We start from the raw sequence: 9843 nt of genomic DNA on the forward strand, positions 1-9843 counted from the left end.
GGACCTGGTAACCCTCGGCCTCGTCGGCAGGTGGAACCTCGAGCGCTGCAAGCGGCGCATGGTTGCGGCGCGCCAGTGCGATCGCCTTTGCGGCTTCAAGAATGTTGTCCATCGGCGCCGCCTCCCACGCTACGCAATCGAGGGCGGCACTTCAGCACCCCCGCTCCGGCCTGACAAGCGCGGTCCAAAGGACGATCCAAGGGCGGCTTCACGCCTTGACGAGGCCAAGCCGGATCAGGCTCTCGGCCGTCGCGAGGATCGCCTCATCGTTGGAACGCGCCTGCCAGCCGAGCAGCGACTTCGCCTTGGCGCTGGTGGAATGCCGCACCCTTCCGAGCATCGGCACGACCGCGCGCAGCAGCGGAATCCGGTTTGCGGCCAGGCGCACCAGCCAGTCCGGCGCCTGAAGCCGCGGAACCCGGCGCGCCCTCGGTCCGAGTTCCCGCCGCAGCACCCTGGCGATGTCCAGGATCGACATCGTCTCGCCGGAGACCGCGATGAAACGCTCGCCTTTCGCCTCAGGCGCCGTCATCGCCCGCAAATGCAGGTCGGCCACATCGCGCACGTCGACCACGCCGAAATAGACCCGCGGCACCGCCGGCATGGCGCCGTCGAGCAGCGATTTGACGATCTCGATCGACCCGGAGAAGTCCGGCCCGAGCACGGGACCGAAAATGGCGGCGGGGTTCACGACCGAGAGTTCGAGCCCGCCGCCTTCGCGCGCGACGAAATCCCAGGCCGCCCGTTCGGCCAGCGTCTTGGATTTGATGTAGGGCTGCACGTCGGCGCCTTCGAGATTGGTCCAGTCGGTCTCGTCGAACGGCTTTTCCCGCGGCTTGTGGCCATACCCGATCGCACCCAGCGACGAGGTGATCACCACGCGCCTCACGCCGGCCTCGCGGGCGGCCCGGAGCACTCGCAGCGTGCCGTCGCGGGCCGGGATGATCATCTCGTTCTCATCCTTGGGAACGCTGGTCGAGAGCGGCGAGGCAACATGGAGAACGTAGTCGCAGCCCGCGACGGCCTCACCCCACCCCTCGTCCCGGACGAGGTCGGCGGTGAAGAAGGACAGGCTCTCCGGCGAAAAGGCCCCGCCCTCGCGCAGCATCGCCAGCACATCGGTCTGGCGCTCCGGCCGGCGCACCGTCGTCCGCACCGTGTAGCCGGCGGCCAGAAGTTGCAGGATGACGTGAATGCCGACGAAGCCCGACCCGCCAGTGACCAGAACAGTGCTCATTGCCAAATTCCCCTCGTTGCACGGGCCGGCGAATTGGTTCCRCCGCCCTGCTCAAGGCGGCATCTGGTCACTATCTCCCGGGGAGCAAGTAGAATGGATTTCGAGACCGGTATGGAAAACCTGACCAGCGTTTGCGACGGCGACTGCGATTGCAGCCCCCACCCTACCCTGCTCGCCGACTTCAAGCGGGCCATCCACGCCCTCGGTGGCAAGTGGAAGCTGGAGATCCTGTTCGCGCTGATGAACGGCGCGGTTCGTTTCGGCGCATTGCGGCGATCGATCGGCGGCATCACCCAGCACATGCTGACCACGCAACTGCGCGAGCTCGAGCAGGACGGCCTGGTGTCGCGGACCGTCTTCGCGGAGAAGCCCTTGAGGGTCGAGTACGAGCTGACGGATGCGGCCTACGGCCTGTTGCCGGCGTTTAAGGAAATATTGAGCTGGTCCAGGCTTTATGGGGATGCGCGCCTTGTGGCGTCGCAGCAGGCCTGATTGCAGCGATGCTTGATGCAGCTGGATCGGTGTCTCAGCGTTCGAGTCGATCCCGTTGATGCGACTCGCAAAATCTCCCGCACCTGAAGTGAAGGCTGTTTCTCATCCGAACTCACGTGAGCTCGGAGGAATCGAGTCTAGCCCATTGATCACGATTCACTTTTCGCGATTGCGCTCGCGCGTCGGAGCGCGGCGGCAAGCGACGGGCAATATACTGACCGCGGCGCGAAATGGCGCCTTGCGTCCAAAAACAAAGAGCCGCATCGCTGCGGCTCCGACTCTATTCGTCGCGATAGACCTTCTCGCGTTTCTCGTGTCGCTCCTGCGCTTCCACCGAGAGCGTCGCGATCGGCCGGGCCTCGAGCCGCTTCAACGAGATCGGCTCCCCGGTGTCCTCGCAATAGCCATAGGTGTTGTCCTCGATACGCTGGAGCGCGGCGTCGATCTTGGCGATCAACTTGCGCTGGCGGTCGCGGGCGCGGAGTTCGATGGCGCGGTCGGTTTCGGACGATGCCCGATCGGCGAGATCGGGGTGGTTCACGTTCTCCTCCTGCAGGGCTTGCAGGGTGAGCTTGGACTCTTTGAGGATCTCATCCTTCCAGGCAAGGAGCTTCAACCGGAAGTACTCCTTCTGCCGGTCGTTCATGAAAGGCTCTTTTTCGGTCGGTCGGTAGTTTTTCAACTTTTCCAAGGGCGGCCTATCTGTCTAAGCAACGACTCGCAAACGGAACGGGGTCCGTTGAGCGGGGCGTTATATAGCGGCCTCCCGTGACAGACAATATTTCCCTGCTCGTCCAGCTGGCGCGCCCAAGCCCTTGCACAGGAAGGTTTATCCTGGAGGGCCTGGGGGCGGCCGAAGGCCTAGTAACCGACCGTGAAACGCTGCCTCAAATGGGCCGGCCGCTCGATCTCGTCGGCCAGCGCAATGGCGTAATCGGCGAAGCTGATCCAGCTCTTGCCATTCGCATCTGCGAGAAGCTGATCGGTCCCGAGCCGGAACTTGCCCGTGCGCTCTCCCTCGACGAACAGCGCCGACGGCGAGATGAAGGTCCAGTTCAGGTCCTTTTCCTGGCGCAGCAGATCGAGAAAGGCAGAGCCTGCCTCGGCCTCGGCCTTGTATTGGGCCGGAAAACCGGGGGTTGTAACCAGTTTCACGCCAGGAGCGACCTCGAGGCTGCCAGCCCCGCCGACGACGAGGTAACGGCCCACCTTGGAGTCCTTGGCTGCCCCGATCAGCTTGAGCGCGTCGCTGGCCAGGAAGTGCACGGAACTCACGGCGACGTCGTGCCCGGCCCACAGCTTGGCGAGGCCCGCCTGGTCGAGCACGTCTCCCTTGGTCGGTGTGACGTTCGGCAGGGCCGCGATCTTCTCGGGGTTCCGGGCGATGGCCGTGACGCTATGGCCGCGGCGGGACAGTTCCTTGGTGATCTCCGACCCGGCCCGGCCCGAGGCGCCGGCGACTGCGATTTTCATGGAAGGCTCCTTTGCTTCTATAGTAACTAACAGTGACTAGATATCGCAAAGAATGCTGGTGTTAAGAGAGCACTTTGTGCTTACCTGCTTACGCAGGAGTAACCGGCAAGCGAGCCGGCAAGCGACTTCAATGGATCGAGGACCCGACGATGAAGCCCGACGTCTATGCAGCGAACTGCCCCACGCGCCAGATCCTCGATCGCATCGGCGACAAATGGGCGGTGCTGATCCTCCTGCTGCTGCGCGGCGAGCCGATGCGTTTCAATCAGTTGCGCCGCACGATCGAAGGCATTTCGCAGAAGATGCTGAGCCAAGTTCTCAAATCGCTCGAACGCGACGGCCTGATCAAGCGCCGCGCCATCGCGACCGTACCGGTGACGGTGGAATATTCGATCACGCAGCTCGGGCTGACCCTCGCCGCCGCCGTCGATCCGCTGCGCGATTGGGCCGAGGAGAATCTGAAGGACGTGCTCGCCGCCCAGCGCCGCTACGACGCGCAGAAGGAGGAGGAAGCGGCGTGAATGGCAACGTCTGGAACGAGCTGTTCGCGCGCCACCCCAAACTCCGCCGTCATGCCCCGGCTTGACCGGGGCATCCCGTACGCCGCGGCTTCTCGACTCAAAACGACTGTCTCTGGACTACTGGGTCGCCCGGTCAAGCGGTGCGACGACAGCCTGCCCGACTACGCCTGCCCGGCCTTGGCGAGTTCGACCTCGACACGCAGCTCGATCTCGGACAGCAGCGAATCGAGACCGGGATCGCCCGAGGACGATTTCAGGTTCGCCGCAGCATCGCGCAGCCGCATTACGGTGGACGCGTCGAGATTGCCGGACAGCAGCCCCATCTTGAGATCGTCGAGCACGTCGAGCGCGGTCTTGCCGCGGGCGACCGAGCGCTTGCGACGCTCGACCGGATCCTCCTCGATGCCTTGCAACGCGAGCAGCGCATCGATGTTGGCGGCCGCTTTCGGCGCCGCAGCGGCCCGCGTCTCCTGCGCCGACGCGGTGTCGGGCAAGACGAAGGTGCCGGAGCCCGTCCGCCTGGCCTGGCTGGCCGGCGTTCCAAGCGTGGTGCCGTTCGGTCCGTAGATGCGCATCGCAGCAATCCGGGTGATCGATGCCTCACCTTCGCTGTTTTATGGTTAACGGCACGTAAACAGCCCGGCAAAATCTGCCGACAGGCGGCAGTTTCGCTCCTCAAAGACAACGCTCGCTGACACCGGTCGAAACAGATTTATTCAACCTATTCAGCGACCTACCCCCACTGCCCCGCGTTGGCACAGCCCTCGCAAGGAAAGCGTCGGACCAGCTCGTCATGGGAGTGTCGAGGATGGTCCGAGATTTGAGGAGCCTCGGGGAGCAGAGGATGCCAGGCGTTCGTTGGGTGAGGATTGTTGGGGTGGCCTGCGCCGCGCTGTCAGCGCTGGCGCTGTCGGTCACGTCCGCAAGCGCGACCTCGCGCATCAAGGACCTCGCCAATATCGAAGGCGTGCGGCAGAACCAGCTCATCGGCTACGGCCTCGTCGTCGGCCTCAACGGCACCGGCGACACGCTCAACAACATCCCCTTCACCAAGCAGTCGCTGCAAGCGATGCTCGAGCGCATGGGCGTCAACATCCGCGGCGCCACCATCCGCACCGGCAACGTCGCCGCCGTGATGGTGACAGGCAATCTGCCGGCCTTCGCCACCCAGGGCACGCGCATGGACGTCACCGTCTCCGCGCTCGGCGACGCCAAGAACCTCCAGGGCGGCACCCTGCTCGTCACGCCCCTCCTCGGCGCCGACGGCAACGTCTATGCGGTCGCACAGGGTTCGCTCGCCATCTCCGGCTTCCAGGCCGAAGGCGAAGCGGCGAAGATCGTACGCGGCGTTCCGACGGTGGGGCGCATCGCCAACGGCGCCATCATCGAGCGCGAGATCGAGTTCGCGCTCAACCGGCTGCCGAACGTGCGGCTCGCGCTGCGCAACGCCGACTTCACCACCGCCAAGCGTATCGCGGCGGCCGTCAACGACTATCTCGGCGTCAAGACCGCCGAGCCGATCGATCCCTCGACGGTGCAGCTTTCGATCCCGCCCGAGTTCAAGGGTAACGTCGTTGCCTTCCTCACCGAGATCGAGCAGCTCCAGGTCGATCCCGATCTCGCCGCCAAGATCGTCATCGACGAGCGCAGCGGCATCATCGTGATGGGCCGCGACGTCCGCGTCGCCACTGTCGCGGTGGCGCAAGGCAACCTCACCGTCACGATCTCCGAAAGCCCGCAGGTGAGCCAGCCCAATCCGCTGTCCCGCGGGCGGACCGTGGTCGCGCCGCGCAGCAGCGTCAGCGTCACCGAGGACGGCAGGAAGTTGGCGCTCGTCAAGGATGGCGTCTCGCTCCAGCAGCTCGTCGACGGCCTCAACGGCCTCGGCATCGGCCCCCGCGACATGATCAGCATCCTGCAAGCGATCAAGGCCGCCGGCGCGATCGAAGCCGACATCGAGGTGATGTGATGCAGGCGAGCATGATCAACACCCCGCGCGCCGCCACCTCCTCGGCCTTCTCGGTGGAGAGCCGCAACGGCCGGCCCGACTTCGAGCTCGCCGCCGCGCTGCAGAAGGTCCCGCCGCAGCAGCAGGCCAAGGCGCAGAAGACCGCCACCGATTTCGAGGCGATGTTCCTCAACAGCATGTTCTCGCAGATGACCTCGGGCCTGAAGGGCGAAGGCCCGTTCGGCGACACACCGGGCACCGGCGTCTGGCGCTCGATGCTGACCGAGCAGTATTCCAAGAACTTCGCCAAGGCCGGGGGCGTCGGCGTCGCCACCGAGGTCTACCGCACTCTCATCATGCAGCAGGCGAAAACCGTCCGCACGGCATAAGGTCAAACGAGATGAACCAGTTCACCGCCTCACGTCAGCCGATGCAGGCGCAGCGCCCGAACACCGCGCCCGGCAACGCCGAGGCGCGCAAGCTCGCCGAAGACCTGATGGATGCGATGAACGCCCTGCTCGGCCTGATCGAGCGCGAGACCGAGCTCGTGCGCGCCGGCAACGTCCGCGAGGCGATGACCCTCGAGAGCAGGAAGCAGGAGCTGTCGCGAAACTATGTCGGCGCCGTCAGCCGGCTGAAGGCCAGCCAGGCCCAGCTCGCGAAATCGGCGCCCGAGCTGCTCTCGACGCTGCATCGGCATCACGATGCGTTCCGCGCGATGCTCCAGGTCAATCTCACCGTGCTCGCGACCGCGCACGCGGTCTCCGAGAGTGTCGTGCGCGGCGTCAATGCCGAGATCCAGAAGCGCAACGTGCCGAACACCTATACGGCCGCAGGTCGCCGCGCCACTCCGGGCCCGCGCCACATCACCCCGCTCACGGTCAGCCGCTCGCTCTGAGCGCGCGCACAAAACAAGCGACAATTTTACGAAAAACCGCGCGGCGATATCGTCGCGCGGTTAGTCACGTTTCCTTACCGGGTCTTCAATCCTGGTGTTCCATGGTTGCGCATTGAGAGGGGTTGGGATTTGACTCGGACGAGGCAACCAGGAGGCTGCCATGAGTACAGATTTCAGCATCAGGCCGGTGGGGATACCGGCCCCCGCGCAGATCATAACGACGTCGAATGCGGCGGCGAACGAGGCCGTGCAAACTGATTTGCCGGTGAGCCAGACGGTCGCCGCGAGCGATACGAGCGCACCCGCGCGCAATGATTTGCCGAACAACGAGAACATCTCGCGGCAGGTCGTGTTCGACCAGGCTGCCGCATCCTTCGTCTTCCAGGTCGTCAACGACAGGACCGACGCCGTGGTCAATCAGTTCCCCGACGAAGCGATGCTGCGTCGGCGAGCTTATTTCCATGCAGAGGATCTGAAGTCCAAACCCACGCGTCCGCTCAATACGGACCTCAGCGCCTGACGATCAGGCGTCGAGCGTGGCAACCGCTGTGTCGAGATAGGTCGCGCCGGTCGCAGGATCGGTGACGACGTTTCTGATCTGGGCCTTGCCAACGTCAGTCAGCGTAAACTTGGTATTCCCGAAGCGGAACGAGCTGTCCTCGATCGGCACCTGCCGGTGTGGGACGTCCCGGTGCTCCCGTCGTGGACCTGCGCGCGGAAGCCGCCGACCGGCGAGAGTTTGAGCGGGAATTTCTTGCCATCGGAATAGGTCCCGGTCCGGCCGCCCTGGTAGAGCGAGGAATCGGCCGGGATGTATGTCGACGAACCCGATGGGCTGGAAAGAACGTTCGACTTATGCGCGGTCGACACAATGCTCATGATGTCGGCCACGACGGGCCTCCATCACGGCCGCCCGGACAGACCCGCAGCGATATTGCGATTGATCTCGATCAGCGGGCGGAAGTGATCGAACTGCGGGCTCATCTGCAGCGCCGCGGTCTGGCTCAGCACGAACACGCTGATGTTGGCGATCTTCTGGCGGACGTCGATCGGCTGCGGATTGTTGTCGCGCATCGCCTCGCTCAGGAAGATCGTCCAGAGCTTGCGGTTGAACATCAGCGCCTGCATGGTCTGCTCGCTGAGCGGATCAGCGTTGTTCACCGCATCCTGGAGCTTGTTGGCGGCCTTGAGCAAGGTCTGCGCCTCGATGTCGCGAGGAGATGCAGTGGTCGTTGCAACACGCGCGTAAGCCGAGGCAGCGGAATTCGACATCAATCACACCCTGGAGGTTACCTAGCCCGTTGAACGCGCTTAAGGATTTCTTTCCCAACCCTAGGCAGCACCGCTTAAGATTTGCTTACGTGTGCGCTTGGAAGCACTCCGGATAATTACGGGTCACGGAGGTCTTCGTCAGCGCAACGCTAGATGCACGCACACACGCTGTAAACTTGCTTCGCGTGATGGGCATCAATCTCAGCTAATCCTGCCTTAGCGATCTCCGTAAAAAGAACGGCGGAGCGTTAGCCCCGCCGCGATATCTCAAGTAGCGGTCTTGCGCAGCGAAATTAGCGGAGCAGCTGCAGCACGCTCTGCTGCGACTGGTTGGCCAGCGACAGCGCGGACACCGCGATCGACTGGCGGGTCGACAGCGCCTGGCTGTTGGCCGCTTCCTCGTTGGTGTCGGCCAGCGTCAGATTCGACGAGCCGGTCTGCAGCACGTTGATCAGATTCTTCGAGAAGTCCTGGCGCACCTGCACGATCGAGAGGTTCGAACCGAGCGCCGAACCTTCCGAGCGCAGCGTGCTCGAGGCCGCGTTCAGGCTGGTCAGCACCTTGTTGGTGGCGCCGTTGTCGATGAAGTCGACACCGTTGACGAGGTTGCTGAGGCCGAGGCCGGCCGCATTGAACACCACGCCGTTGATGCCGAGCGTGGAGCTGCCGGTTTCGTTGAAGACGAGCTTCAGCGTGTCGCCGTTGAGCAGGTTGACGCCGTTGAAGGAGGAGTCCTGCGACGTCGTGTCGATCTGCGCCAGAATGTTGTTGAACTGGTTGACCAGATTCGAGCGCGCCGTCTGCGCGACCGGATCCTGGACCGGCGGCTGCGCGGTGGTGAAGGCCAGAACACCGGTGATCGTGCCGCCGACCGTGCCGCCCGCAGTCGTCGAACCGAGCGTCGAGGAGGCGTATTCATTGACGGTGGTCACCGTCAGCAGGCCATTGGCGTCGATCGTCGCCGTCAGGTGGTTCGCCTGAAGCTGCGCGTTGAGCTGGTCGAGCGTCTTGACGGTGCCGTTGGTGCCGTCGCCGAAGGTGACGTTCACCGGCGTGCCGCCGTTGAAGGAGGTGAAGGTCAGCGTCTTGCCGCTGACACCACCAACACCGGAGGTCCGCGCCGCGGTGAAGGCGGTCGCCGTTCCCGTGTTGCCGCTGAGGCCGAACGCGTGGAGCGCATTGCCGGTGCCGGTGATCGACAGGTCGGCGTTGACGCCGGTGGAGAGCGCAAGCTGGCCGCTGCTGTTGACCGACGACGGGATCTGGCCCGAAGTGGTCGTCAGCGACGCCGCGCCGTTGAAGATGCTTGCGGTCTTCACGCCGGTGGCAAGGTCGATCGAGTTGAGCAGGTCGGTGAGCGTCGCGCTCTGGATATAGACGGTCGAGTTGCCGTTGCCGTCGGTGACAATGTTGCCGTTGACACCACCCGAGGTCACGCTGGCCGCCGATTGGGGCGTCTGGGCGTTCTTGAAGGTGATGGTGTGACCATCGATGTTCAGCGTCGACCCGTCCTGGACCAGGGTGCCCAGCGAGCCCGAGGTCGTCGACCGGTTCGCGGTCACGTTCGCATTGCCCGCGCCGGTCGCCGTGGTCAGACCGAGCTTGTTGAGGAAGTCAGCCTTGCCGGTCACACTCAGATCGGCGCCGGTCGAGCTCTTCAGCGTGACCTGACCGCCGCCCGAGATGGACGATGCCACCTGAAGCGTGCCGATGGGACCGGTCGAACCGCTGACCGCGATGGTCGCCGCGCCTGCGCTGATGGTTGCGGTCTTGACGCCGCTGGCGAGGTCAATCGCGCTGAGGACGTCGTTGACGGTCGCCCCGGGCGCAGCCGCGGTTCCCTCATAGACGATCGAGTTGCCGTTGCCGTCGGTGGCGATGTGTCCGCTGGCGTTGAGGCCCCAGCCGGTCGGTTGCGTGGTCGGAGCGATGCCGGTGCGGAAGGTGATGGTCTTGCCGTTCACCGTGATGGTGTCGCCATCCGCGGGCGGCGCGCCGAAGG

General features: G+C 64.4%; 13 protein-coding genes and 1 pseudogene. 6 read left to right on the plus strand and 8 right to left on the minus strand.

Annotated elements, in window-relative coordinates:
• Positions 1–112: pseudogene (locus tag AC1D00_RS12590) on the minus strand (2-keto-4-pentenoate hydratase); the annotation flags it as partial.
• A 96-nt stretch (positions 113–208) separates the two neighbouring features.
• Positions 209–1237 (minus strand): SDR family oxidoreductase, encoded by a 1029-nt coding sequence (locus AC1D00_RS12595; RefSeq protein ID WP_477010897.1) that lies wholly within the window; start codon positions 1235–1237, stop codon positions 209–211.
• Between the two features lie 93 nt (positions 1238–1330).
• On the opposite strand from AC1D00_RS12595, the gene AC1D00_RS12600 reads away from it, so the two are divergent.
• A complete protein-coding gene (locus AC1D00_RS12600) occupies positions 1331–1729 on the plus strand; it encodes a winged helix-turn-helix transcriptional regulator (RefSeq protein WP_477010898.1) in 399 nt (132 codons plus the stop codon).
• 280 nt (positions 1730–2009) lie between these two features.
• Here the strand turns inward: AC1D00_RS12600 and dksA are convergent, their stop codons facing one another.
• On the minus strand, positions 2010–2375 hold the full coding sequence (gene dksA, locus AC1D00_RS12605) for an RNA polymerase-binding protein DksA (RefSeq protein WP_008554760.1): 366 nt from the start codon (positions 2373–2375) through the stop codon (positions 2010–2012).
• A gap of 215 nt (positions 2376–2590) precedes the next feature.
• Positions 2591–3202: an NAD(P)-dependent oxidoreductase gene (locus tag AC1D00_RS12610; protein WP_404557948.1), complete on the minus strand. Its 612-nt coding sequence runs from the start codon at positions 3200–3202 to the stop codon at positions 2591–2593.
• 149 nt (positions 3203–3351) lie between these two features.
• On the opposite strand from AC1D00_RS12610, the gene AC1D00_RS12615 reads away from it, so the two are divergent.
• A complete protein-coding gene (locus AC1D00_RS12615; RefSeq protein WP_027548507.1) occupies positions 3352–3723 on the plus strand; it encodes a winged helix-turn-helix transcriptional regulator in 372 nt (123 codons plus the stop codon).
• A 161-nt stretch (positions 3724–3884) separates the two neighbouring features.
• On the opposite strand, the gene AC1D00_RS12620 is transcribed toward AC1D00_RS12615, so the two are convergent.
• The gene (locus AC1D00_RS12620; protein WP_404557949.1) at positions 3885–4298 is read right to left on the minus strand and encodes a flagellar assembly protein FliX; all 414 of its coding nucleotides are present in this window, start codon (positions 4296–4298) and stop codon (positions 3885–3887) included.
• Positions 4299–4567: 269 nt separating this feature from the next.
• On the opposite strand from AC1D00_RS12620, the gene AC1D00_RS12625 reads away from it, so the two are divergent.
• From AC1D00_RS12625 to AC1D00_RS12640, 4 genes are all read left to right on the plus strand, one after another.
• The gene (locus AC1D00_RS12625; protein WP_028173283.1) at positions 4568–5692 is read left to right on the plus strand and encodes a flagellar basal body P-ring protein FlgI; all 1125 of its coding nucleotides are present in this window, start codon (positions 4568–4570) and stop codon (positions 5690–5692) included.
• The gene (gene flgJ, locus AC1D00_RS12630) at positions 5692–6060 is read left to right on the plus strand and encodes a flagellar assembly peptidoglycan hydrolase FlgJ (protein ID WP_404557950.1); all 369 of its coding nucleotides are present in this window, start codon (positions 5692–5694) and stop codon (positions 6058–6060) included. The genes AC1D00_RS12625 and flgJ overlap by 1 nt, the downstream gene beginning before the upstream one ends.
• Before the next feature lie 11 nt (positions 6061–6071).
• Positions 6072–6569, plus strand: coding sequence for a hypothetical protein (locus tag AC1D00_RS12635; RefSeq protein ID WP_027548503.1), 498 nt, complete (start codon positions 6072–6074; stop codon positions 6567–6569).
• A 160-nt stretch (positions 6570–6729) separates the two neighbouring features.
• Positions 6730–7089 carry a hypothetical protein gene (locus tag AC1D00_RS12640; RefSeq protein WP_477010899.1) on the plus strand — a complete coding sequence of 120 codons (360 nt, stop codon included), beginning with the start codon at positions 6730–6732 and terminating at the stop codon, positions 7087–7089.
• A gap of 3 nt (positions 7090–7092) precedes the next feature.
• Here AC1D00_RS12640 and AC1D00_RS12645 read toward each other — a convergent pair whose 3' ends face one another.
• The 3 genes from AC1D00_RS12645 to AC1D00_RS12655 all read right to left on the minus strand — a co-directional run.
• Complete coding sequence (locus tag AC1D00_RS12645; RefSeq protein ID WP_477010900.1) at positions 7093–7239, minus strand: hypothetical protein; 147 nt, start codon at positions 7237–7239, stop codon at positions 7093–7095.
• Between the two features lie 233 nt (positions 7240–7472).
• Complete coding sequence (gene flaF, locus AC1D00_RS12650; RefSeq protein ID WP_008554779.1) at positions 7473–7841, minus strand: flagellar biosynthesis regulator FlaF; 369 nt, start codon at positions 7839–7841, stop codon at positions 7473–7475.
• A gap of 293 nt (positions 7842–8134) precedes the next feature.
• The coding region (locus tag AC1D00_RS12655) for a DUF1522 domain-containing protein (protein WP_477010901.1) at positions 8135–9843 on the minus strand (1709 nt) is incomplete at its 5' end.

Source organism: Bradyrhizobium sp. P2_E8 (genome assembly GCF_056403875.1).

Bases quoted from the DNA above. Each gene is read 5' to 3' on its own strand.
- AC1D00_RS12595 (WP_477010897.1), bottom strand. From the start codon at position 1,237: ATGAGCACTGTTCTGGTCACTGGCGGGTCGGGCTTCGTCGGCATTCAC.
- AC1D00_RS12600 (WP_477010898.1), top strand. From the start codon at position 1,331: ATGGATTTCGAGACCGGTATGGAAAACCTGACCAGCGTTTGCGACGGC.
- dksA (WP_008554760.1), bottom strand. From the start codon at position 2,375: ATGAACGACCGGCAGAAGGAGTACTTCCGGTTGAAGCTCCTTGCCTGG.
- AC1D00_RS12610 (WP_404557948.1), bottom strand. From the start codon at position 3,202: ATGAAAATCGCAGTCGCCGGCGCCTCGGGCCGGGCCGGGTCGGAGATC.
- AC1D00_RS12615 (WP_027548507.1), top strand. From the start codon at position 3,352: ATGAAGCCCGACGTCTATGCAGCGAACTGCCCCACGCGCCAGATCCTC.
- AC1D00_RS12620 (WP_404557949.1), bottom strand. From the start codon at position 4,298: ATGCGCATCTACGGACCGAACGGCACCACGCTTGGAACGCCGGCCAGC.
- AC1D00_RS12625 (WP_028173283.1), top strand. From the start codon at position 4,568: ATGCCAGGCGTTCGTTGGGTGAGGATTGTTGGGGTGGCCTGCGCCGCG.
- flgJ (WP_404557950.1), top strand. From the start codon at position 5,692: ATGCAGGCGAGCATGATCAACACCCCGCGCGCCGCCACCTCCTCGGCC.
- AC1D00_RS12635 (WP_027548503.1), top strand. From the start codon at position 6,072: ATGAACCAGTTCACCGCCTCACGTCAGCCGATGCAGGCGCAGCGCCCG.
- AC1D00_RS12640 (WP_477010899.1), top strand. From the start codon at position 6,730: ATGAGTACAGATTTCAGCATCAGGCCGGTGGGGATACCGGCCCCCGCG.
- flaF (WP_008554779.1), bottom strand. From the start codon at position 7,841: ATGTCGAATTCCGCTGCCTCGGCTTACGCGCGTGTTGCAACGACCACT.